This window comes from Streptomyces celluloflavus (assembly GCA_000720995.1).
In the GTDB taxonomy this organism is placed as follows: domain Bacteria; phylum Actinomycetota; class Actinomycetes; order Streptomycetales; family Streptomycetaceae; genus Streptomyces; species Streptomyces celluloflavus.
In genome coordinates this window covers 1-21,032 of the sequence record JOEL01000042.1, presented here as the reverse complement: position 1 = coordinate 21,032, position 21,032 = coordinate 1, and the positions used below count along the sequence as shown (strand labels likewise).

The window sequence follows — 21,032 nt, the reverse complement described above, 5'->3', positions numbered from 1 at the left end:
GCCGAAAAACACCGGAGACCGGTCCCGGCGCCGCGCGCGGTGACATCTACGCGCGTAGGCAATTACCGGCTACCCTCGTCCGCGTGAACGCATCAGTTACTTCGGACATCGCGCGCGACCCGCAGGGCGCCGCCGACGCCGCCGCCGCACGCCTGCGCGAGCTCACCGGCGCCGAGACCCACGACGTCGCCCTGGTGATGGGCTCCGGCTGGGCCCCGGCCGCCGAGGCGCTGGGCGCGCCCGAGCACGAGTTCCCGGTCACCGAGCTGCCCGGCTTCCCGGCCCCGGCCGTCGCCGGACACGGCGGCACGATCCGCTCGTACCGGGTCGGCGAGAAGCGCGCGCTGGTCTTCCTGGGCCGTACGCACTACTACGAGGGCCGCGGGGTCGCCGCCGTCGCGCACGGCGTCCGTACCGCCGTCGCCGCCGGCTGCAAGACCGTCGTGCTCACCAACGGGTGCGGTGGTCTGCGCGAGGGCATGCGCCCCGGCCAGCCGGTCCTCATCAGCGACCACCTCAACCTCACCGCCACCTCCCCGATCGTCGGCGCGAACTTCGTCGACCTGACGGACCTGTACTCGCCGCGGCTGCGCGCGCTGTGCAAGGAGGTGGACGCGAGCCTGGAGGAGGGCGTCTACGCGCAGTTCCCCGGCCCGCACTACGAGACCCCGGCCGAGATCAAGATGGTCCGGACCCTGGGCGCGGACCTGGTCGGTATGTCCACCGTCCTGGAGGCCATCGCCGCGCGCGAGGCCGGCGCCGAGGTGCTGGGCCTGTCGCTGGTGACGAACCTCGCCGCCGGTATGACGGGCGAACCGCTCAACCACGAGGAGGTGCTCCAGGCCGGCCGCGACTCCGCGACCCGGATGGGCAGCCTGCTCGCCCAGGTGCTCGGCAAGCTCTGAGCCGTTCGGGGCGGTGAAGACGTCTGGGAGGCGGGAAGCCGGGGCGGCTTCCGGAGGCCGGGTCGGCTTCCGAAAGCCGACCGCTTCCGGTGGCCGGACTGCATCCCCCGTGTTCGGGCGCGGCGGCGGTAGGCTCCCGCCCCGCCGCCGCGCCCGGCGGACCGGCCCCGCCATCCGCCCCGTGTTCCGTCCGCGCGGCCCCGGCCCCGGTCGTCCGGCGCCCGCTCCCCCACCCGCAGACCACCGTCAGACCGTCAGGCACCCGCATCCACCGTCAGGAGCATCACGTGGCTACCGATCCCGCGGAGCTGATCAGCCGGGCCAGGGCATGGCTGGCCGAGGACCCCGACCCGGAGACCCGGGAGGAACTGTCCGCGCTCATCGGCTCGGAGGACCTCCCCGAGCTGGCCGCCCGGTTCGCCGGCACCCTCCAGTTCGGCACCGCCGGGCTGCGCGGGGAGCTGGGCGCGGGCCCGATGCGGATGAACCGCTCGGTGGTCATCCGCGCGGCGGCCGGTCTCGCCGCGTATCTGAAGGCCCACGGCGCCGGTACGGGACTGGTCGTCATCGGCTACGACGCGCGCCACAAGAGCGCCGACTTCGCCCGCGACACCGCGGCCGTGATGGTCGGCGCCGGGCTCCGGGCCTCGGTGCTGCCCCGCCCGCTGCCCACCCCCGTCCTGGCCTTCGCCATACGGCACCTGGGCGCGGTCGCCGGAGTCGAGGTCACCGCCAGCCACAACCCGCCGCGGGACAACGGCTACAAGGTCTATCTGGGCGACGGCTCGCAGATCGTGCCGCCCGCGGACGGTGAGATCGCCGCCGAGATCGCCGCGGTCCGCTCGCTGGCCGACGTACCGCGGCCGGAGTCCGGCTGGCAGACCCTCGGTGACGACGTCCTGGCCGCCTATCTGGCGCGTACGGACGCCGTGCTGACCCAGGGTTCCCCCCGGGACGCGCGGGTCGTCTACACGCCGATGCACGGCGTCGGCCGGGACACCCTCGTCGCCGCCTTCGCGCGGGCCGGTTTCCCGGCCCCGGTGGTCGTCGCGGAACAGGCCGAGCCGGACCCGGACTTCCCCACCGTCGCCTTCCCCAACCCGGAAGAGCCCGGTGCGATGGACCTCGCGTTCGCCACCGCCAGGGCCCTGTCCCCGGGCAGCGTGGACATCGTGATCGCCAACGACCCGGACGCGGACCGCTGCGCCGTCGCCGTACCGGACCCCGCCACCGCGGACGGCTGGCGGATGCTGCGCGGCGACGAGGTCGGCGCGCTGCTCGCCGCCCATCTCACCGGCAAGCTGCGCACCGGCGAGGAGACGGGGGACGGCGGGCGACGGGGCACCTTCGCCACCACGATCGTGTCGTCCTCCCTGCTGTCGCGGATCGCGGCCGCCGACGGCCTCCCGTACGAGGAGACGCTGACCGGCTTCAAGTGGCTGGCCCGGGTGGACGGTCTGCGATACGCGTACGAGGAGGCGCTCGGCTACTGCGTCGATCCGGCGGGCGTCCGCGACAAGGACGGCATCACCGCCGCCCTGCTGATCGCGGAGCTGGCCGCCGGGCTCAAGCGGTCCGGCCGCACCCTCAGCGACCTGCTCGACGACCTGGCGCTGAAGTTCGGGCTGCACGCCACCGACCAGCTCTCGGTCCGGGTCGAGGACCTGTCGCTGATCGCCGACGCCATGCGCAGGCTGCGCGAGCAGCCGCCGACGGTGCTGGCCGGTCTGGCGGTCACCGGTGCCGAGGACCTCTCCCGGGGCACCGCGGCGCTGCCGCCGACCGACGGGCTGCGCTACCACCTGTCCGGTTCGCCGGAGTCGGGGGTGACGGCCGGCCGGGTGGTGGTCCGGCCCAGCGGCACCGAGCCCAAGCTGAAGTGCTATCTGGAGGTCGTCGTCCCGGTGGCCTCGGCGCAGTCGCTGCCCGCGGCCCGCGCACAGGCCGCCGCGGCGCTGGCCGCGGTCAAGGCGGACCTGTCGGCGGCGGCCGGCATCTGACCCTCCGGGGCGCGCCGCCCCGTCGTACGTGAAGCGGGCCCCGGTCTTCCGGGGCCCGCTTCATGTAACAGGACGGTGGCCGCCCGCCGCCTACAGCGCCATCATCACGATCAGTCCGACCGCGCCGACCACGCACGGGGCGATGATCCCGTACGCCCAGCGCACCACCGGCTCGCCCTTGGCGCTCTCGCGGTGCGCGGCCCGCTCCTTGATCTCGCGCAGCTCGTCCATGGTCTGGTCGGCCATCGCGCGCGGCGCCGGGCCCGCGTCGGCCTGCGGGCCGAAGCGGCCGCGCGGGTTCGCGCCGCGCGCCGCCTGCCGGTTGGCCTTCTTGCGCTGGCGCAGCGACACCGGCACGGCCCACAGCTGGTACTTCCCGCCGCTGGTGAAGACCTCGGCGGAGAACCCCGCCCGCAGATCGTCCACGGCGCCCCAGGGCAGCGTGATGGTACGGAACGGATTACGCACCAGCAGCCGGTCCTCGCCCGCCCGCACCAGGGGCCGCAGGGTGTACGCGGCCACCAGCGGCACGCCGAGGATCAGGGCGAACGCCGCCATGATCTTGGTCTGGGGCACGCCCCGCAGCAGCGCGTCGCCACCGAGCCAGAGTCCGAGCAGGATCAGCAGTCCGCCGCCGGCCAGGGCCGCGGGCGAGCGGTAGCTGCGCTCCGCGTACTGCTGCTGGGGCGGGGTGGACTGTTCGCTCGTCATGCTGCCGATTCTGCCTGACCGTCCGGATGCCGGACATTGCGTTACGGCATCATTCGGGCGGGCGTCCGGCGCCGGACGCCGTTGCAGGAGATGCCACGTGGGGGATGCGCCCCGCCGTGGGCCACCCGCCGCGCGCCGCTACGGCGTCAGATCGGCGTACACGATGATGTTGTCCGGCCGGTGGCCGTCGACGAGGGCGCCGCCGCAGGTGATCAGCCGCAGCTCGGGGCGGTCGGTGTCGCCGTAGACCCGCTGGGTGGGGAAGCTCTCCTTGTCCACCTGCTGGAGCTCGCGGACCGTGAAGACCGCCGTCGTACCGTCCGCGCGGTCCACCGAGATCCGGTCGCCGGGCCTGATCCGGCCGACGTCGCGGAGCACGGCGGGGCCGTTGACGGTGTCGTAGTGACCGATGAGGACGGCGGGGCCCGGTTCGCCGGGTGTGACGCCCTTGTCGTACCAGCCGATCCGGTCGGCCTGCGCGACGGTGGGCACCTCGACCGTCCCGTCCGCGGCCAGCCCCAGGCGCGGCACCGGCCCGGTGTTCACCTCCGCGGCGGGGATGCGGACCCGCACCGGCGGCGAGGCCGGCAACGGGGCCGCCGTGGCGTGCTGCGGGGCGAGGACGGGCGGCGGGACGGCGGCCGCCCGCACCTGGACCGGCGGCGCCCCGTCCGAGGCGCCGCGGTCCATGAGCCCCCAGGCGATCAGCGCACTGCCCAGGACGAGGAGGAGCAGACCGGCCGCCGCCGGCCCGCGGACCGCCGTACGCCCCGCGAGGCGGCGGCTCAACTCCGCGATCCCTCCGGGCGGCGGTTGCGCCGCACCGCGTACGCGATGCCCGCGGCGCCGACCGCGGCGACGGCCCCGCCCGCCGCGATCAGCGGGGTGCTGTCGGGCGTCCCGACCCCCTCGGCCCCGGCCGCGACGCCGCCCTTGGGCACCACCGTGGTCCGGCCGCCGGCGGGCTTGGCCGGTGCGGCGGCGTCCGTGGCCTTGCCCGTGCTCCCGGCCGTGCCGCTGTTGCCGGCGCCGTGCTGTCCGGTGGTGCCGCAGTCCTTGGCGAGCGAGGGGAAGGCGAGGGTGCCGGCCGGGTAGCCGCCGCCCTGCATCCGGTACCGGAACGTGGGGTGCGCGCCGTACGGGTCGATGATCTTCGCGCCGAACCGGGGCAGGGTGGGGTGCGCGCGGTCCAGGAGGACGCCGGGGAGCGGCGTACCGTCCGCGTCCGCGAACGTCACCTTGGGGCCCTGCGGTCCCATGGTCAGGATGGCCATGGTGCCGGCGCCGATGTCGTGGCGCAGGGTGGCGGTGCAACCGGTGTGCGCGGCCACGGTCTTGCCGCCCGTCGTGTGCGCGGCCTTGCCGGCGTCGTGCCGGGTGCCGGTCCGCTCGCCGCCGGTGGCCGGGGCGGTGGCGGGCGGCACCGGGTAGCTCCGGTGGCCGCCGGTGCCGCCGCCGACCCGCAGCTGCGGAGCCTTGCCCTTGCCCACCGTGTCCACCAGCCGGACGGACACGCCGTTGAACTGTTCGGCGGGGTGCGTGCGGTTCAGCAGTCCGAGCACCTTGACCAGGTACACGTCCCCCGGCTTCCACTGCGGGCCGACGTAGCGGATCCACGCCTCGGGACCGCCGGTGACGGGGTCGCGGCGCAGTACGGCCACCATGCCGTCGCCGATGTAGACCGGTGTGCCCGCGTAGCGCTGGGCGCCGTCGGCGGCCGCCGGAACGGCGGTGACGGTCCGCGGCGCGGACGGGGCGGCGGGGGTGGCGGCGAAGGTGCTGGAGACGGGGGCGAGGACGGCCACCGCCACCGCGGCGGCAGCGGCGCCGGCGCGCAGGGCGAGGGTGGCGCCCTTACGGCGCGGTGACGGACGGTGGTGGAGCTGAGCGGACATGTGTGACCCCCGGGGCGTTCCGGTCGTGGTGAGACGGAACCGCAGGGCACCTCCCGCTGCGTGGGGACCGGGAACCGGTCGGTGTGGCGCGGTGCAGTGTGGCGCGGTGCGGCAAGGCAGAAACTATGGGGCTCCTGTGATGACGGCTCCGCCGCTGTGTAACAGCTACCGCACAGAAATCCATCACTCCCTTTACGCGCATATCGGTCCTTGGTGCGGCACCCGGGGGGTGGCATGCCGCTACGCGCGTAGATATGCTCCCCTCGTGACCATGCCCATCACTGTTCCCGCATACGGCAAGGAAGCCGCGGGGCGTCTGGCGTCGATGGCGGACATGACCGCCGACGACGGTGCGCTGCGCCGCTTCCTGCACGGCCTGCCGGGCGTCGACGCGGTCGGCCTCCAGGCCCGCGCCGCCACCCTCGGCACCCGCTCGATCAAGACGACGGCGAAGGCGTACGCCATCGATCTCGCCATCTCGATGATCGACCTGACGACCCTCGAAGGCGCGGACACCCCGGGCAAGGTCCGGGCGCTGTGCGCCAAGGCCCTCCTCCCGGACCCCACCGACCGCACCGCCCCCCGGGTCGCCGCGGTCTGCGTCTACCCCGACATGGTCGCGACGGCCAAGGAGGCGCTCGGCGGCTCCGGCATCCAGGTCGCCTCCGTCGCCACCGCCTTCCCGGCCGGCCGCGTCGCGCTGCCGGTCAAGCTTGCCGATACGCGTGACGCGGTCGCGGCGGGCGCCGACGAGATCGACATGGTGATCGACCGGGGCGCCTTCCTCTCGGGCCGCTATATGGCGGTCTTCGAGGAGATCAAGGCCGTCAAGGAGGCGTGCGTACGGGCTGGGGGCACCTCCCAGTCGGAGACTGGGGGAGGCAGCGCCGCGCACCTCAAGGTCATCTTCGAGACCGGTGAGCTCCAGACGTACGACAACGTCCGCCGCGCCTCCTGGCTGGCGATGCTCGCGGGAGCCGACTTCATCAAGACCTCGACCGGCAAGGTGGCCGTCAACGCCACCCCGCCCGTCACCCTCCTCATGCTGGAGGCCGTCCGCGACTTCCACGAGAGCACCGGGGTCCAGGTCGGGGTGAAGCCGGCCGGCGGCATCCGGACGACCAAGGACGCCGTCAAGTACCTGGTGATGGTCAACGAGACGCTGGGCGAGCGCTGGCTGACCGCCGACTGGTTCCGCTTCGGCGCCTCCAGCCTCCTGAACGACCTGCTGATGCAGCGCCAGAAGCTCAGCACCGGCCGGTACTCCGGCCCCGACTACGTCACGGTGGACTGACCATGGCATTCGCGTACGCACCGGCTCCCGAGTCCCGCGCGGTCGTCGACCTCGCGCCGAGCTACGGGCTGTTCATCGACGGCGAGTTCGCCGAGGGCGCGGGCGGGGAACTCCGCAAGACCGTCTCGCCCGCCACCGAAGAGGTGCTGGCCGAGTACACCCAGGCCACCGCCGACGACGTCGACCGCGCCGTCCGGGCGGCCCGCAAGGCGTTCGGGACGTGGTCCGCGCTGCCCGGCGCCGAGCGCGCCAAGTACCTCTTCCGGATCGCCCGGATCATCCAGGAGCGCTCGCGCGAGCTGGCCGTCCTGGAGACGCTCGACAACGGCAAGCCGATCCGCGAGTCGCGCGACGCCGACCTCCCGCTGGTCGCCGCGCACTTCTTCTACTACGCGGGCTGGGCCGACAAGCTCGACCACGCGGGCTATGGCGCCGATCCGCGCCCGCTGGGCGTCGCGGGCCAGGTCATCCCCTGGAACTTCCCGCTGCTGATGCTCGCGTGGAAGATCGCCCCGGCGCTGGCGACGGGCAACACCGTCGTACTCAAGCCCGCCGAGACCACCCCGCTCTCCGCGCTCTTCTTCGCGGACATCTGCCGCCAGGCGGGCCTGCCCAAGGGCGTCGTCAACATCCTCACCGGCGACGGCACCACGGGCGCGGCGCTGGTCGCGCACCCGGACGTCAACAAGATCGCCTTCACCGGCTCCACCGAGGTCGGCAAGGCCATCGCCCGGACGGTCGCCGGCACGGACAAGCGGGTGACGCTCGAACTGGGCGGCAAGGCGGCGAACATCGTCTACGACGACGCCCCGCTCGACCAGGCCGTCGAGGGCATCGTCAACGGCATCTTCTTCAACCAGGGGCACGTCTGCTGCGCGGGCTCGCGCCTCCTGGTCCAGGAGTCGGTCGCCGAGGAGCTGCTGGCCTCCCTCAAGCGCCGGATGGGGACCCTGCGGGTCGGCGACCCGCTGGACAAGAACACCGACATCGGCGCCGTCAACTCCGCCGAGCAGCTGGCCCGGATCACCGCACTGGCCGACGCGGGCGAGGCGGAGGGCGCCGAGCGCTGGGCCCCGGCCTGCGAACTGCCCACCACCGGCTACTGGTTCGCGCCGACCCTCTTCACCGGCGTCACCCAGGCGCACCGCATCGCGCGCGAGGAGATCTTCGGCCCGGTGCTGTCCGTCCTGACCTTCCGCACCCCCGCGGAGGCCGTGGAGAAGGCCAACAACACGCCCTACGGCCTCTCTGCGGGCATCTGGACCGAGAAGGGCTCGCGGATGCTGTGGACGGCGAGCAAGCTGCGCGCCGGGATCGTCTGGTCCAACACGTTCAACAAGTTCGACCCGGCCTCGCCCTTCGGCGGCTACAAGGAGTCGGGCTACGGCCGCGAGGGCGGCCGGCACGGTCTGGCGGCGTACCTCGCCGGAGCCGAGGGGCCGACGAGCGAGCGCGGCGCACGAGATGGGGAGCGCGACCGATGAACCAGTCCGACCGCTTGAGCGTGCTCAAGACCTACAAGCTGTACCTCGGGGGCGCGTTCCCCCGCTCCGAGAGCGGACGGGTGTACGAGGTGACCGACTCCAAGAACCGCTGGCTCGCCAACGCCCCGCTCGCCTCCCGCAAGGACGCCAGGGACGCGGTCGTCGCGGCCCGCAAGGCGTTCGGCGGCTGGTCCGGCGCCACCGCCTACAACCGCGGCCAGATCCTCTACCGCGTCGCCGAGATGCTGGAGGGCCGCCGCGACCAGTTCACCGCGGAGGTCGCCGCCGCGGAGGGGCTCTCGAAGGCCAAGGCCGCGGCGGTCGTCGAGGCCGCCGTCGACCGCTGGGTCTGGTACGCGGGCTGGTCCGACAAGGTCGCCCAGATCGCCGGGTCCGCCAACCCGGTCGCGGGTCCGTACTTCAACCTCTCGTCCCCCGAACCGACCGGTGTCGTGGCGGTCCTGGCCCCCCAGGACTCGTCCTTCCTCGGCCTGGTCTCGGTGCTCGCGCCCGTCATCGTCACCGGTAACACGGCGGTCGTGGTGGCCGCCGAGGACGCCCCGCTGCCCGCGCTCTCGCTGGCCGAGGTGCTCGCCACCTCCGACCTCCCGGGCGGCGTCGTCAACATCCTCTCGGGCCGCACCGCGGAGCTCGCCACCCCGCTCGCCGCCCACCAGGACGTCAACGCGATCGACCTGACCGGCGCCGGCGCCGAGCTCGCCACCGACCTGGAGCGGGCCGCGGCGGACAACCTCAAGCGCGTCCGGCGCCCCGGCCCGGCCGACTGGGCGGCCGACCCGGGCACCGACCGCCTGCTGGCCTTCCTGGAGACGAAGACGGTCTGGCACCCGATGGGCGTCTGACGCCTCCCGGCGGACCGGACCGGCAACGAAGCGGGGCCCCACCTCTTGAGGTGGGGCCCCGCTTCGCTGCCCGGTGGCCGGGCACCGTCACCCCGGCAGCAGGCCCACCACCTGCCCCACCAGCGGCAGGTCCTTGAGCCCGCCGCCGTTCGACAGGGCACCGGTCAGCAGCGTCGTGCTCACCGGCTTGAAGTCGGCGACCCGGGTGCCGACCGCGTTGTTGAGCGGATCGGCGGCGCTGTTGGCCAGCGGGTCCAGCTGGAGGCTCTTGACCGGCCCGACGCCGCTCGCCACGGCCTGCACCAGCGGGCCGGTCAGCGTCGAGACCGGCCCGGGGGCGCTCGCCGGGGCGGGCACGGGCGCCGCGTGCGCCGCGGCGCCGCCCGCCGCGAGCGCGGCACCGGCCGCGGAGACCGCCAGCCCGGCGCGGAGCAGACCGCGCGGGACGCGGCGGAGCTTGGGACGTGCGTGTGAGGCCATATGCCACCTGCCTGTGGGTCGGAAGGCATCCACGGGAAGGAGACCTTCTGCGGGAAGAGCCCGGGAGCCGGGCGGTCGATCGGCCATTCCGGCTACCGGTAATCGATTGACTGCGTAGCGTAGTTGACGCCGGCCCGTCGATCCACCTCGCACGCCCCGGGTACCCCCCACGGCTCAATGCCCGACAATGGGTGCCCGTGAGCTCCCAGTCCCCCGCCCGGCCGCCCGCCGCCCGCGTCGTCCTGCTGACCGGCCCCTCGGGTTCCGGCAAGACGTCCCTGGCCGCCCGTACCGGTCTGCCCGTCCTCAATCTCGACGACTTCTACAAGGAGGGCACGGATCCGACGCTGCCACAGCTGCCGGACGGCGGCGGCGCCGACTGGGACTCCCCGCTCTCCTGGGACGCCGGCGCGGCCGTCGCCGCGATCGACGCGCTGTGCCGTACGGGCCGTACCGCCGTCCCCGTGTACGACATCTCCGTCAGCGCCCGCGTCGGCGAGGCCGGACTGGACCTCGGCGGGGCCGCGCTGTTCATCGCGGAGGGCATCTTCGCGGCCGATGTCATCGCCCGCTGCCGCACCGCGGGGCTGCTGGCCGACGCGCTGTGCCTGCGCGGCCGCCCCACCACCACCTTCCGCCGGCGGCTGGCCCGGGATCTGCGCGAGGGCCGCAAATCGGCCCCCTATCTGGTGCGCCGCGGGCTGCGGCTGCTGCGCGGCGAGCGGACGATCGTCGCCCGGCACACCGCCCTCGGCGCGCACCCCTGCGCCACGCCGGAGGCGCTGGCCCGGATAGCGGCCGCGCGGACGGCCGACATGACGGGCGCGACCGGCGCGGCCGTCCGCTCCTGAGCCCGGCGGCCGGGCTCCCGGCACACACGAAGGAGCGGGTCCGGACGCCCCCGGCCGTCCGAACCCGCTCCGCTTCCCCCGTACGCCCCCGTACGTTCCCCCGTGTCCCCCCGGGGTTCTCCCCGCCTTCAGGCCACCAGCTCGCCGAAGGACTCCTCTTCGTCCCGGCCGAAGCTCAGCGCCTGGTCCTCGCGCAGCCGGCGCAGGGAGCGCCAGATGCTGGACTTCACCGTGCCGACGCTGATGTCGAGGATGTCCGCGATCTCCGGGTCGGTGCGGCCCTCGTAGTAGCGCAGCACCAGCATCGTGCGCTGGTTCTCGGGCAGCCGCGCCAGCGCCTGCCACAGCACGGCGCGCAGCTCGGTGCCGCGCATCGCGTCCACGTCGGCCGCCGTCTCCGGCAGCTCCTCGGTCGGGTACTCGTTGAGCTTGCGCCGGCGCCAGGCGCTGATGTGCAGATTGGTCATCGTGCGCCGCAGATATCCCCCGAGCGCCGCCTTGTCGCTGATCCGGTGCCACGCCCGGAAGGTCGAGAACAGCGCGCTCTGGAGCAGGTCCTCGGCCTCGTGGCGGTCGCCGGTCAGGTGGTAGGCGGTGGCGTACAGGGAGGCGCGGCGCTCCTGGACGTAGGCGGTGAAGGCCGCTTCGGCCTCCGCCTCCCGCGCCGCGGTACCGCCGTCCCCCGTGCCCTCCCCGTACTGCGCTTCCCCGTGGATCCCCCCGTGGGTCTCCCGCTGGGCCGGGATTCCCCCGTCGGCCCCGTCCGCTCCCCCTGCCGGCGCGTCGATCGCCCGCAGGAAGGGCAGCCGCTGACGCCCGGCGTTACGAGCGCAGCCGCGCCCGCCCCCGAGCTCCCGGCCCCGCTCCAGCAGGGAGGCGCCCGCGCCGGCACCGGACTTCTTCTCACCGGCCCGTGCGCCGTCGTGGAGACGCGTGATAACTGCGCTGGTGGTGGTGCTGTGCAGTGTGTTCATCTCGCGCCCCCCGTCGGTTGAGCCGGCTCGTTCGGTGTGTCGCCGGGCGGTGATCTCTCCCGGTGACCAAAAGAGTGCCAACGCAGTTTCATCGCGTTGTCCGCCGACTGTCACAGCCGTGTCACAGGGGTGCCGGGGGCACGGCGCGGGGGCACCGCGGGTGGGGGCCTTGTGTGGGAGAGCGCCGTCGGTCGATCTCCCGGTGTCCATGGGCCAGAATGGCCGGGTGCCTTTCCTGTTGCTGATCGAGGACGACGACGCCATCCGCACGGCCCTCGAACTCTCGCTCTCCCGCCAGGGTCACCGTGTGGTGACCGCGGCGACGGGCGAGGACGGCCTGAAGCTGCTGCGCGAGCAGCGTCCGGATCTGATCGTGCTGGATGTGATGCTGCCGGGCATCGACGGCTTCGAGGTGTGCCGGCGGATCCGGCGGACGGACCAGCTGCCCATCATTCTGCTCACCGCGCGCAACGACGACATCGACGTCGTGGTGGGGCTGGAGTCCGGGGCGGACGACTATGTCGTCAAGCCGGTCCAGGGGCGGGTGCTGGACGCCCGGATCAGGGCGGTGCTGCGCCGCGGGGAGCGCGAGTCCAGCGATTCGGCGACGTTCGGTTCGCTGGTGATCGACCGGTCGGCGATGACCGTCACCAAGAACGGCGAGGACCTCCAGCTGACCCCCACCGAGCTGCGGTTGCTGCTGGAGCTGAGCCGCCGGCCCGGACAGGCGCTGTCCCGGCAGCAGTTGCTGCGGCTGGTGTGGGAGCACGACTACCTCGGCGATTCGCGTCTGGTGGACGCCTGTGTGCAGCGGCTGCGCGCGAAGGTGGAGGACGTACCGTCCTCGCCGACCCTGATCCGTACGGTCCGCGGCGTCGGCTACCGGCTGGACACCCCGCAGTGACGGGACGCGTCACGCCCGGCGGGAGCGACGACAGGACAGCGGAGGCGCGGGGTACGGATACGGACGGGACGGCGGGCACGGCTGGGACTGAGGGGCGCGCGGCCGGCTCCGGCGGTGGCCGCAGGGGGGCGGCGGCCGGCCGGCGACTGGTGCGGTGGCTGCGGCGGGCGTCCGGGCTGCTGCGCTGGACGAGCCTGCGGCTGCGGCTGGTCGTCGTCTTCGCGCTGGTCGCGCTGACCGCCGCGGTCTCCGCGTCCGGTATCGCGTACTGGCTCAACCGCAACACCGTCCTGGACCGCACCCAGAACGCCGTGCTCAAGGACTTCCGCAAGTCGCTGGAGGACAGCACCCGATCGCTGCCGCTGCGGCCCCGGTGCGCCGAACTCCGGGACGCGGCACGGCAGATGGCGGGTGGGCCGCAGAACTACGCGGTGCTGCTGATCGGAGTGGACAGCGCGGGCAAGGACTGCGTGGTCACCACCAACGAGGACCTGCTGACGCCCACGAGCGTGCCCGCCTCGCTGCGGACCGCCGTCAACGCGGTGCGCCCGGTCGACGAATCGAACAGCTATCCGCACCATCTGTACTGGCAGCGCACGGTGATCGGGGACACCCCCTATCTCCTCGCCGGGGCGAAGGTGATCGGCGGCGGCCCGACCGGTTACCTGATGAAGTCGCTGGCCACCGAGCGGCAGGACCTCAACTCGCTGGCCTGGTCGCTGGGGATCGCGACCGCGCTGGCGCTGGTCGGCTCGGCGCTGCTGGCGCAGGCCGCCGCGACGACCGTGCTGCGGCCCGTACAGCGGCTCGGCCACGCGGCGCGGCAGCTCGGCGAGGGCCGCCTCGACACCCGGCTGCGGGTGACCGGCACGGACGAGCTGGCCGATCTGTCCCGGACGTTCAACCGCACGGCGGAGCGGCTCGAACAGCGGGTGGAGGAGCTGAGCGCGCGCGAGGCGTCCTCGCGGCGGTTCGTCGCCGATATGTCGCACGAGCTGCGGACGCCGCTGACGGCGATCACCGCGGTCTCGGAGGTGCTGGAGGAGGAGGCCGACTCCCTCGATCCGATGATCGCGCCCGCCGTGCAGCTGGTGGTCAGCGAGACCCGGCGGCTGAACGACCTGGTGGAGAACCTGATGGAGGTCACCCGCTTCGACGCGGGGACGGCCCGGCTGGTGCTGGACGATGTCGATGTCGCGGACCAGGTGACCGCCTGTATCGACGCGCGGGCCTGGCTGGACGCGGTCCATCTGGACGCGGACCGCGGCATCGTGGCCCGCCTCGACCCGCGCCGCCTCGATGTCATCCTGGCGAATCTGATCGGCAACGCCCTCAAGCACGGCGGCTCGCCGGTACGGGTCTCCGTCCACACCGAGGACGTGCCGGACGGCGGCACGGGCGTCCGCACGGACGGCCCCGACGACGGGGCGGCTCCGGACGGGACCGGTGCGGACGGCGGGCCCGGCGAGCCGGACGTCCCGGTCGGCGGGAGCCCGGCGGAGGGCCCGAGCCGGGCCGGCGGCGGCGATCTGGTGATCCGGGTACGGGACCACGGCCCCGGCATCCCGCAGGAGGTCCTGCCGCACGTCTTCGACCGCTTCTACAAGGCGAGCGCGTCCCGGCCCCGGTCGGAGGGCAGCGGTCTGGGCCTGTCGATCGCGCTGGAGAACGCGCATATCCACGGCGGCGAGATCACCGCCGCCAATCTGCCGGAGGGCGGCGCGGTCTTCACCCTGCGGCTGCCGATGGACGCCTCCCTGCTGGTCCAGGACGGCCGGCGGGACGGCGGCGTCACCCGGGGCCGCGAGGGCGGCCGGGGCGCCTCCCGCGCGGCCGACGAGGGCACGGAGGACGACCGATGACACGGCCCCCGCACAGCCGGCGCGCCACCCGCGCGCCGCGGACCGGTCCGGGCGGGCCGCCCATACGCGCGTGGCGGCGCGCCGTCGCCCTGGCGGCCCTCGCGCTCGCAGCCGCGGGCTGCGGCGTCCGGGGCACGTCCGTACCGGTCGACGCGGGCGGCGCGCCCGCGCGGGTGAGCTGCAAGGTCCCGGCGGGAGACACGGGGACCGCCGTTCCCGACGGCGCCCGGGTCACCGTCTATCTGGTGTGCAGTTCGGCGCTGGTCCAGGTGGAGCGGACCGTGGCCCGGTCCGAGGGCACTCCGGCCGAGGGGGCGCGCCTCCAGGAGGCCCGTGCGCTGCTGACCGAGCTCCAGAAGGAGCCCTCGGCCGCCGAGCAGGCGGCCGGGTTCAGCACCGCGGTGCCCCAGAACCTGCGGGTCGCGGGACCGCGCGCGGGCGACCCCGCGGACGCGCTGCGGCTGAGCATCCGGCCGGACGATCTGCCGTCCTTCGCGCTGGCGCAGCTGGCGTGCACGTACGGTGCGGGGGCGGCGCTGGGGCGGACGCACGCGGCCGTGCTGGGCGGGCCCGGCGACGACGCGCCGGAGCGCTACGCCTGCTCCGCCGAGGTGCGTACGCACCCCGACATCGCCCAGAACGCGGGCTGGGGCGATCCGCTGCCCCGGTAGCGCGCGGCACCCCCCAGGCAAGACGGGCCAAGACGGGCGCGGCGGAGCGGAACCGCGGCCCCCGCTACCGGCGTCCTGGCCTGTGTGCAGCGTCTTGGCCCCGGCGGCACCGTCGCCCCCCGTTTGCGCGTCACCTGCCTTCTCCTCCTGGTGGCGCATCTGCTGACCGTCGGCTGGCTGATGCTGCGGCCCCGGACGGTGCCCTGGGTGCCCGCGCCGAACCTCGAACCGCTGGCGTCGATCAGCGCCGAGCTGTCGCACGGTCCGTGGGAGGCCGTACGGGAGCTGGGCGGCGGGTTGCTGCTGCTGGCGCCGCTGGGGGTGCTGCTCCCGCTGGCGGCCGGGCGCCTGAACGTTTCCCCACTGGCGTCCCTGGCCCGTACCGTCTTCGCCGGCGCGATGATCTCGCTGACCGTCGAGCTGCTCCAGACCGCGGTGCCGGGCCAGGTTCCGGACGTCGACACGGTGCTGCTGAACACCGTGGGGGTAGCACTGGCGCACCTGGCCGTAGTCCCTGGGTTGCGGTCCCGGCTACGCCGCCGGGAGGAGCGCCGCGGCGGCAGGACCCCGAGGATCACCAGGGTCGGTCCGGCCCCGCAGGCCGATGTTCTCTCCGGCTCGCGAACCTACCTTTGAGACATCGGGGCACCCGCCCCACGGAGTCGAAAAGGAGTCGCCGCCATGGCCGCCGCACTGGTCCGCCCGCACCACAACCGAATGATCGCCGGGGTCTGCGCGGGCCTGGCCCGCCGCTTCGGTACGACCCCGGCCACGATGCGCGTGCTCTTCCTGCTCTCGTGCCTGCTCCCCGGCACACAGTGCCTCGTCTACCTGGCCCTGTGGATACTCCTCCCCTCCGAGGAGACCGCCGGCTCCACCGCCTGGTAGCCCGCCCCAGCGAACCCGCGGCCCGTCGGCGTCCCGCGCACGGCCGGCCTGCTCACGAACGACCGTCGGCGTACTCATGACCGTGCCCCGGTCCGTGCGCGAGAGGCGGCGCACGGCCGGGGCACGGCCGGGTGTCCCGTACGGAACCGGGAGCGGGGAGAACGGGGTGTCCCCTACGGAACGGGGGAGGTCGGCAGGTTCAGCCGCCGAGGTGCAGGCCCTTGGTGACCACGTTCGTGGGGAACCCGCCCAGCAGGCTGTTGCCCTTCTGGTTGAGGTTGCCCTGGACGCCGTCGTCGCCCGGCTGGGTCCGGGTGACCCCGGAGACGGTCTTGGCGGCCTGCGCGAGCGGCAGACCACCCAGCACCTTGGTGACGCCGGCCCCGTCGACCGACGGAGCGGCGGCGGCGGTGCCCGCCGCGGTGGCGGCGAAGGCGGCGCCGAGCACGGCGGCACCGAGAATCTTGATGGTTCCCTGCTTCATCGCATTACGTCCTCGTGATGGGGGCTTGACCGGCACAGCAACCTAGTGAGGCGGTCACCGCCACCGCAATCAGCCACGGCCGGGGAAAAACGGCCGGCAGAAGATCCCACCGGCCGTTCGAATTTCCCTGTCGCCGTCCGTCGATTCCCCTTACGCAGGGTCAGAACCACTGTTCACGGCAGGTGCTGTGGCGCTCTACCGGAACAGCCATTCGGCGCGCAGCTCCGCGTACCCGGGCTTGATCACGTCATTGATCATCGCCAGACGTTCATCGAAAGGAATGAAAGCTGATTTCATCGCATTGACTGTGAACCATTGCAGGTCATCGAGCGTGTATCGAAATGTCTTGACCAGGTGCTCGAATTCCCGGGACATGTCCGTGCCGCTCATCAGGCGGTTGTCGGTGTTCACGGTGAGCCTGAACTGCAAGCGGCGCAGCAGCCCGATCGGGTGCTCCGCGTAGGAGGCGGCGGCACCGGTCTGGAGGTTGGAGGTCGGGCACATCTCCAGCGGGATGCGCTTGTCCCGTACGTAGGAGGCGAGCCGGCCGAGGGTGACCGAGCCGTCGTCGGCGACCTCGATGTCGTCGATGATCCGGACGCCGTGGCCGAGCCGGTCGGCGCCGCACCACTGGAGCGCCTGCCAGATGGACGGGAGGCCGAAGGCTTCACCGGCGTGGATGGTGAAGTGGTTGTTCTCGCGCTTGAGGTACTCGAAGGCGTCGAGGTGGCGGGTGGGCGGGAAGCCGGCCTCGGCGCCCGCGATGTCGAAGCCGATGACGCCCGAGTCGCGGTAGCGGTTGGCGAGTTCGGCGATCTCCAGGGCGCGGGCGGCGTGCCGCATGGCGGTCAGCAGGGCGCCGACGCGGATGCGGTTGCCGTCGGCGCGGGCCCGCCGCTCGCCTTCCCGGAAGCCCTCGTTGACGGCCTCGACGACCTCTTCGAGGCTGAGCCCGCCCTCCAGGTGCTGCTCGGGGGCGTAGCGGACCTCGGCGTAGACGACGCCGTCGGCGGCCAGGTCCTCGGCGCATTCGGCCGCCACCCGGACCAGGGCCGCGCGGGTCTGCATGACGGCACAGGTGTGCGCGAAGGTCTCCAGATAGCGCTCCAGCGAACCGGAGTCGGCGGCCTCGCGGAACCAGACCCCGAGCTTGGCCGGGTCGGTTTCGGGGAGTCCGTCGTAACCCGTCTCGCGGGCCAGGTCGACGATGGTGCCGGGGCGCAGGCCGCCGTCGAGGTGATCGTGCAGCAGCACCTTGGGTGCGCGCCGGATGTGTTCACTGCTCGGGAGGTTGGTGGTCTCGCTCGTCATCTCGGCACTCTAACGCCTACGCGCGTAGATCTCCCCGAACGATATGTAACAGTGACCCGTCCACAGGGTGGCCCGCACCCCACCTTCTGCCATCGTTCTCGTCATGGCTCAGCAAGCGCTGCCGGTGCGCGATGCCCGGCTGGGAAAACCGCTGGGAACGGCCGGGTTGGACGGGGAGGTGAGCGGCGTCGCGCTCCTCCTGCCGGAGGGCGGACCGAACGGTGTACGGCGCCCGTCGCCGATCACGAAACTGGCGGTCCGTCCGCTCGCGGCCCGGCTGGCGAAGGCGGGCCGCCCCGAGGGGCTGACCGCCCACGTCCTGCACTACCGCTGCCGCGGCTGGAACGGATCGGCGGCGGACCCCGCACGGGACGCGGAGTGGGCCCTGGAGGAGGTGGTACGCCGCTACGGCGAAGTGCCGGTCTGCCTCGTCGGGACGGGTATGGGCGGCCGCGCCGCCCTGCACGCCGCGGGCCATCCGGCCGTCAACTCCGTGCTGGCGATCGCCCCTTGGCTGCCCGACCCGGGTGCGGACGGCGCCGCCCCCGATCCGGTGAAGCAGCTCATCGGCCGGCAGGTGCTGCTGGTCCACGGCACGAACGACGAGCGCACCGACCCCGATCTCTCCTACCGCTACGCCGAGCGCGCCAAGAAGGTCAACCGCGACACCTGCCGCTTCGAGGTGCACTCCGACGGCCACTCACTGCACCAGCACCGCTCCGAAGTCCTGTCCCTGGCGGCCGACTTCATGCTCGGCTCACTCTTCGCCCGGGACTACGCCCGGCCGGTGCGGGACGCGCTGGCCGCGCCGCCGCCGCTGGGCCTGCGGATGCCGCTGGCCGCCGGTTTCGGCGCGTCGCTGCGGCACTGACCGGAACGTGCCGGCGGACCGCCGGTCACCTCGGCAGCAGCAGCCCCCGCCGGCTCAGCAGGAACTTCTTGAACGCGGCCACCGGGGGCGTGTCCGGATGGCCGTCCAGCCAGGCCACGCCGATCTCGCGGACCGCGCGCGGGGCCGTCACGGTCAGTTCCGCGACGCCGGGCCGCGGCACCGCGGGCGGCGGCAGCAGCGCCACGCCCAGTCCGGCCGCGACCAGCCCGCGCAGCGTCTCGGCCTCCTCCCCCTCGAACGCCACCCGGGGGGTGAATCCGGCCTCCGCGCAGAGCGCGTCGGTGATCCGGCGCAGCCCGTAGCCCGGTTCGAGGGTGACGAAGAGTTCGGTGGCGGCCTCCGCGAGCCGGATGCGTTTACGGCCGGCCAGCCGGTGGTCGTCCGGTACGACCAGGCGGAGCTTCTGTTCGTCGAGGCGGCGGGCGACCAGGTCCGGGTAGTCCGGGACCGGCGAGGTCAGACAGAGGTCGAGGTCACCGGCGCGCAGCCGCTCGATCATCGCCTCGCCGTAGTTCTGGACGAGCTGGAAGCGGACGCGCGGGTGGTCGGCCCGGAAGGTGCGGATGAGGCCGGGCACGGTCTCCGAGCCGAGGGTGTGCAGAAAGCCGAAGGCGACCTTGCCGGCGGCGGGGTCGGCGTCGGCGCGGACGGATTCGGTGGCGCGCTCCAGGTCGGTGAGGGCGCGCTCGGCGGCGGCGAGGAAGGCGCGGCCCGCCGGGGTGAGCGAGAGGGTGCGGCCGTGCCGGGCGAAGAGGGCGACGCCGAGGTCGTCCTCCAGCCGGACGACGGCGCGGCTGAGGGTGGGCTGCGGCATACCGAGTTCATGGGCGGCGCGGGTGACGTGTTCGTGCCGGGCGACGGCGGTGAACTGGGCCAGCCGCGGGGCGAGCGTCAGCGCCCAGGAGTCCTCCCCCAGTTCGGCCGGCTCGGCCGCCTCCGCCGGCCCCCTGCCGTTACGTCGTGCCCCTGCCATGTCATTTCTGTTGCGAGCTTGCGACAGAGCAGCCCGTGAACTGGGATCATGTGTCACAGCATCGATTATGGCCTTTTTATGCATTGGACGCATAAAACGGGTGAGCCTACCTTCGAAGCATGCCTCCCGCTGATACGGGGGCGTCCGTCCTCACCCGCACGGCCGCCTCCCCCCAGTTCTCTTCCGATCCGGCCCCCGACTCCGCGCCGGCCACCGCCGCCGACCCCGAGTCGCGCAAACTGCACCCGGGCGGCCCCGGCTACCGCCGGATGAGCTTCGCCCTCTTCGCGGCCGGCATCGCCACCTTCGCCCTCCTCTACTCGACGCAGGCGCTGCTGCCGGCCATCTCCGGTGACCTGGGCGTCTCCCCCGACCAGGCGAGCTGGACCGTCTCGGCGGCCACCTTCGGGCTGGCGCTCGCGGTGATCCCGCTCAGCGCGCTCTCCGAGCGGCTCGGCCGGCGCACGATGATGACCGCCTCCCTCTCGGTGGCCGCGCTGATCGCCATGCTGGTGCCGTTCGCACCGTCGCTGGGCTGGCTGATCGCACTGCGCGCCGTCCAGGGTGTGGCGCTGGCCGGGCTGCCGGCCTCTGCGATGGCGTTCCTGGCGGAGGAGGTACGCGCCAAGGCACTGGTGGCGGCCATCGGCCTGTTCGTGGCGGGCAACAGTATCGGCGGTATGTCGGGCCGGATCGTGACCGGCTGGGTCGCCCAGGCGTGGGGCTGGCGGGCCGCGCTCGGTGCGGTGGGTGTGCTGGCGGTGGTGTGCGCGGTGGTCTTCCGGCTGCTGGTCCCCAAGGCCCGGCATTTCGCGGCGCGTCCGGTGGGCCCGCGGGTGCTCGCCCGCACCCTCGGCGGGCATCTGGCCGATCCGCTGCTGCGCCGGCTGTACGGCATCGGCGCGCTCTTCATGACGGTCTTCGGCGCGGTCTACACCGTCATCGGCTACCGCCTCGTCGCCGCCCCCTTCAACCTCCCCCAGGGTCTCGTCGGCTCGATCTTCCTGATCTACCTCGTCGGTACGGTCTCCTCGGCGGTGGCCGGCAAGCTGGTCGCAAGGATGGGCCGGCGCGGCGCCCTCTATCTGGCGGTCGGTACGACGGCGGCCGGTCTGCTGCTGTCCCTGGCCGACTCCGTCGCCGCGGTGCTGGCGGGCCTGATCCTGATCACCGCGGGCTTCTTCGCGGGCCACGCGGTCGCCTCGGCCGCGGTCAGCCGCACCGCCAAGACGGCCCGCGCCCAGGCGTCGGCCCTCTACCAGTGCGCGTACTACATCGGCAGCAGCCTGGGCGGCGCCCTCGGCGCCCTCGCCTTCCGCGCCGCCGGCTGGGAGGGCACCGTCCTGCTCGGCCTGTTCGCCATGGTCGGCGCCGCCGCGATCACGCTCTACGCGACCCGCAAGGCGGTGGCGGAGCGGCGGCTGGTGCGTTTGGGTAAGGCGGCGTAGGCCCCGCCCCCGTAACTCGAAGGGCCCGCCTCGCCACCTGTCCTCTTAGGTTCTAGTGGTCGTCGCAACACCCCAGTTCAGGGGATGCGATGGACTTTCAGATCCGGAGGGTTCGAAGCCCTCAGGGGCCGAAGAAGCTCTC

General features: G+C 73.4%; 21 protein-coding genes. 13 read left to right on the top strand and 8 right to left on the bottom strand.

Going from position 1 to position 21,032, the window contains the following annotated elements; translation table 11 throughout:
• Positions 1-83: 83 nt before the first annotated feature.
• Positions 84-905 (top strand): purine-nucleoside phosphorylase, encoded by an 822-nt coding sequence (locus IH09_RS28215; protein ID WP_052860326.1) that lies wholly within the window; start codon positions 84-86, stop codon positions 903-905.
• 287 nt (positions 906-1,192) lie between these two features.
• Positions 1,193-2,905 carry a phosphohexomutase domain-containing protein gene (locus IH09_RS28210; RefSeq protein WP_052860325.1) on the top strand — a complete coding sequence of 571 codons (1,713 nt, stop codon included), beginning with the start codon at positions 1,193-1,195 and terminating at the stop codon, positions 2,903-2,905.
• Positions 2,906-2,995: 90 nt separating this feature from the next.
• Here IH09_RS28210 and IH09_RS28205 read toward each other — a convergent pair whose 3' ends face one another.
• From IH09_RS28205 to IH09_RS28195, 3 genes are all read right to left on the bottom strand, one after another.
• On the bottom strand, positions 2,996-3,616 hold the full coding sequence (locus IH09_RS28205) for a PH domain-containing protein (protein ID WP_052860324.1): 621 nt from the start codon (positions 3,614-3,616) through the stop codon (positions 2,996-2,998).
• 138 nt (positions 3,617-3,754) lie between these two features.
• Entirely contained in the window at positions 3,755-4,405 is a 651-nt protein-coding gene (locus IH09_RS28200) for a class F sortase (RefSeq protein WP_240150627.1), read from the bottom strand.
• Positions 4,402-5,511, bottom strand: a complete 1,110-nt coding sequence (locus IH09_RS28195; protein ID WP_052860323.1) for a hypothetical protein — start codon at positions 5,509-5,511, stop codon at positions 4,402-4,404. The genes IH09_RS28200 and IH09_RS28195 overlap by 4 nt, the downstream gene beginning before the upstream one ends.
• A 271-nt stretch (positions 5,512-5,782) precedes the next feature.
• On the opposite strand from IH09_RS28195, the gene deoC reads away from it, so the two are divergent.
• From deoC to IH09_RS28180, 3 genes are read left to right on the top strand one after another with little or no spacing between them, the layout of a single operon-like run.
• Positions 5,783-6,805 (top strand): deoxyribose-phosphate aldolase, encoded by a 1,023-nt coding sequence (gene deoC, locus IH09_RS28190; protein WP_172450843.1) that lies wholly within the window; start codon positions 5,783-5,785, stop codon positions 6,803-6,805.
• Positions 6,806-6,807: 2 nt separating this feature from the next.
• On the top strand, positions 6,808-8,289 hold the full coding sequence (locus tag IH09_RS28185; RefSeq protein WP_052860321.1) for an aldehyde dehydrogenase family protein: 1,482 nt from the start codon (positions 6,808-6,810) through the stop codon (positions 8,287-8,289).
• Positions 8,286-9,152: an aldehyde dehydrogenase family protein gene (locus tag IH09_RS28180; RefSeq protein ID WP_052860320.1), complete on the top strand. Its 867-nt coding sequence runs from the start codon at positions 8,286-8,288 to the stop codon at positions 9,150-9,152. The genes IH09_RS28185 and IH09_RS28180 overlap by 4 nt, the downstream gene beginning before the upstream one ends.
• An 87-nt stretch (positions 9,153-9,239) precedes the next feature.
• Here IH09_RS28180 and IH09_RS28175 read toward each other — a convergent pair whose 3' ends face one another.
• Complete coding sequence (locus IH09_RS28175; protein ID WP_052860319.1) at positions 9,240-9,632, bottom strand: hypothetical protein; 393 nt, start codon at positions 9,630-9,632, stop codon at positions 9,240-9,242.
• A 197-nt stretch (positions 9,633-9,829) separates the two neighbouring features.
• Between IH09_RS28175 and IH09_RS28170 the strand changes: the two genes are divergently transcribed.
• Positions 9,830-10,483: a uridine kinase family protein gene (locus IH09_RS28170; protein WP_052860318.1), complete on the top strand. Its 654-nt coding sequence runs from the start codon at positions 9,830-9,832 to the stop codon at positions 10,481-10,483.
• A gap of 128 nt (positions 10,484-10,611) precedes the next feature.
• On the opposite strand, the gene IH09_RS28165 is transcribed toward IH09_RS28170, so the two are convergent.
• Positions 10,612-11,457 (bottom strand): SigE family RNA polymerase sigma factor, encoded by an 846-nt coding sequence (locus IH09_RS28165; RefSeq protein WP_052860317.1) that lies wholly within the window; start codon positions 11,455-11,457, stop codon positions 10,612-10,614.
• A 226-nt stretch (positions 11,458-11,683) separates the two neighbouring features.
• Here IH09_RS28165 and afsQ1 point away from each other — a divergent pair, with 226 nt between their 5' ends.
• The 5 genes from afsQ1 to IH09_RS28140 all read left to right on the top strand — a co-directional run bounded on the left by afsQ1 (position 11,684) and on the right by IH09_RS28140 (position 15,782).
• Positions 11,684-12,361 carry a two-component system response regulator AfsQ1 gene (afsQ1, locus tag IH09_RS28160; RefSeq protein ID WP_131124765.1) on the top strand — a complete coding sequence of 226 codons (678 nt, stop codon included), beginning with the start codon at positions 11,684-11,686 and terminating at the stop codon, positions 12,359-12,361.
• On the top strand, positions 12,259-14,223 hold the full coding sequence (locus IH09_RS28155) for a sensor histidine kinase (RefSeq protein ID WP_172450841.1): 1,965 nt from the start codon (positions 12,259-12,261) through the stop codon (positions 14,221-14,223). Before afsQ1 ends, IH09_RS28155 begins: the two co-directional genes overlap by 103 nt.
• Positions 14,220-14,894: a hypothetical protein gene (locus IH09_RS28150; RefSeq protein WP_240150626.1), complete on the top strand. Its 675-nt coding sequence runs from the start codon at positions 14,220-14,222 to the stop codon at positions 14,892-14,894. Before IH09_RS28155 ends, IH09_RS28150 begins: the two co-directional genes overlap by 4 nt.
• Before the next feature lie 84 nt (positions 14,895-14,978).
• Positions 14,979-15,530, top strand: a complete 552-nt coding sequence (locus IH09_RS28145; protein ID WP_052860315.1) for a VanZ family protein — start codon at positions 14,979-14,981, stop codon at positions 15,528-15,530.
• 45 nt (positions 15,531-15,575) lie between these two features.
• A complete protein-coding gene (locus IH09_RS28140; protein ID WP_052860314.1) occupies positions 15,576-15,782 on the top strand; it encodes a PspC domain-containing protein in 207 nt (68 codons plus the stop codon).
• Between the two features lie 199 nt (positions 15,783-15,981).
• Here the strand turns inward: IH09_RS28140 and IH09_RS28135 are convergent, their stop codons facing one another.
• Both IH09_RS28135 and IH09_RS28130 read right to left on the bottom strand, forming a co-directional pair.
• A complete protein-coding gene (locus IH09_RS28135; protein WP_052860313.1) occupies positions 15,982-16,266 on the bottom strand; it encodes a hypothetical protein in 285 nt (94 codons plus the stop codon).
• Between the two features lie 195 nt (positions 16,267-16,461).
• Entirely contained in the window at positions 16,462-17,577 is a 1,116-nt protein-coding gene (locus IH09_RS28130) for an adenosine deaminase (protein ID WP_052860312.1), read from the bottom strand.
• Positions 17,578-17,680: 103 nt separating this feature from the next.
• Between IH09_RS28130 and IH09_RS28125 the strand changes: the two genes are divergently transcribed.
• Positions 17,681-18,448, top strand: coding sequence for an alpha/beta fold hydrolase (locus IH09_RS28125; protein ID WP_094791534.1), 768 nt, complete (start codon positions 17,681-17,683; stop codon positions 18,446-18,448).
• 25 nt (positions 18,449-18,473) lie between these two features.
• Here IH09_RS28125 and IH09_RS28120 read toward each other — a convergent pair whose 3' ends face one another.
• The gene (locus tag IH09_RS28120) at positions 18,474-19,442 is read right to left on the bottom strand and encodes a LysR family transcriptional regulator (RefSeq protein ID WP_052860310.1); all 969 of its coding nucleotides are present in this window, start codon (positions 19,440-19,442) and stop codon (positions 18,474-18,476) included.
• Positions 19,443-19,561: 119 nt separating this feature from the next.
• On the opposite strand from IH09_RS28120, the gene IH09_RS28115 reads away from it, so the two are divergent.
• Complete coding sequence (locus IH09_RS28115; protein WP_052860309.1) at positions 19,562-20,890, top strand: MFS transporter; 1,329 nt, start codon at positions 19,562-19,564, stop codon at positions 20,888-20,890.
• Positions 20,891-21,032: the final 142 nt, after the last annotated feature.

Excerpts from the sequence above, each read along its gene's own strand:
- IH09_RS28130 (WP_052860312.1), bottom strand. The coding sequence starts at position 17,577 with ATGACGAGCGAGACCACCAACCTCCCGAGCAGTGAACACATCCGGCGC.
- IH09_RS28185 (WP_052860321.1), top strand. The coding sequence starts at position 6,808 with ATGGCATTCGCGTACGCACCGGCTCCCGAGTCCCGCGCGGTCGTCGAC.
- IH09_RS28150 (WP_240150626.1), top strand. The coding sequence starts at position 14,220 with ATGACACGGCCCCCGCACAGCCGGCGCGCCACCCGCGCGCCGCGGACC.
- IH09_RS28175 (WP_052860319.1), bottom strand. The coding sequence starts at position 9,632 with ATGGCCTCACACGCACGTCCCAAGCTCCGCCGCGTCCCGCGCGGTCTG.
- IH09_RS28135 (WP_052860313.1), bottom strand. The coding sequence starts at position 16,266 with ATGAAGCAGGGAACCATCAAGATTCTCGGTGCCGCCGTGCTCGGCGCC.
- IH09_RS28180 (WP_052860320.1), top strand. The coding sequence starts at position 8,286 with ATGAACCAGTCCGACCGCTTGAGCGTGCTCAAGACCTACAAGCTGTAC.
- IH09_RS28165 (WP_052860317.1), bottom strand. The coding sequence starts at position 11,457 with ATGAACACACTGCACAGCACCACCACCAGCGCAGTTATCACGCGTCTC.
- deoC (WP_172450843.1), top strand. The coding sequence starts at position 5,783 with ATGCCCATCACTGTTCCCGCATACGGCAAGGAAGCCGCGGGGCGTCTG.
- IH09_RS28205 (WP_052860324.1), bottom strand. The coding sequence starts at position 3,616 with ATGACGAGCGAACAGTCCACCCCGCCCCAGCAGCAGTACGCGGAGCGC.
- IH09_RS28125 (WP_094791534.1), top strand. The coding sequence starts at position 17,681 with ATGGCTCAGCAAGCGCTGCCGGTGCGCGATGCCCGGCTGGGAAAACCG.
- IH09_RS28140 (WP_052860314.1), top strand. The coding sequence starts at position 15,576 with ATGGCCGCCGCACTGGTCCGCCCGCACCACAACCGAATGATCGCCGGG.
- IH09_RS28115 (WP_052860309.1), top strand. The coding sequence starts at position 19,562 with ATGCCTCCCGCTGATACGGGGGCGTCCGTCCTCACCCGCACGGCCGCC.
- IH09_RS28195 (WP_052860323.1), bottom strand. The coding sequence starts at position 5,511 with ATGTCCGCTCAGCTCCACCACCGTCCGTCACCGCGCCGTAAGGGCGCC.
- IH09_RS28120 (WP_052860310.1), bottom strand. The coding sequence starts at position 19,442 with ATGGCAGGGGCACGACGTAACGGCAGGGGGCCGGCGGAGGCGGCCGAG.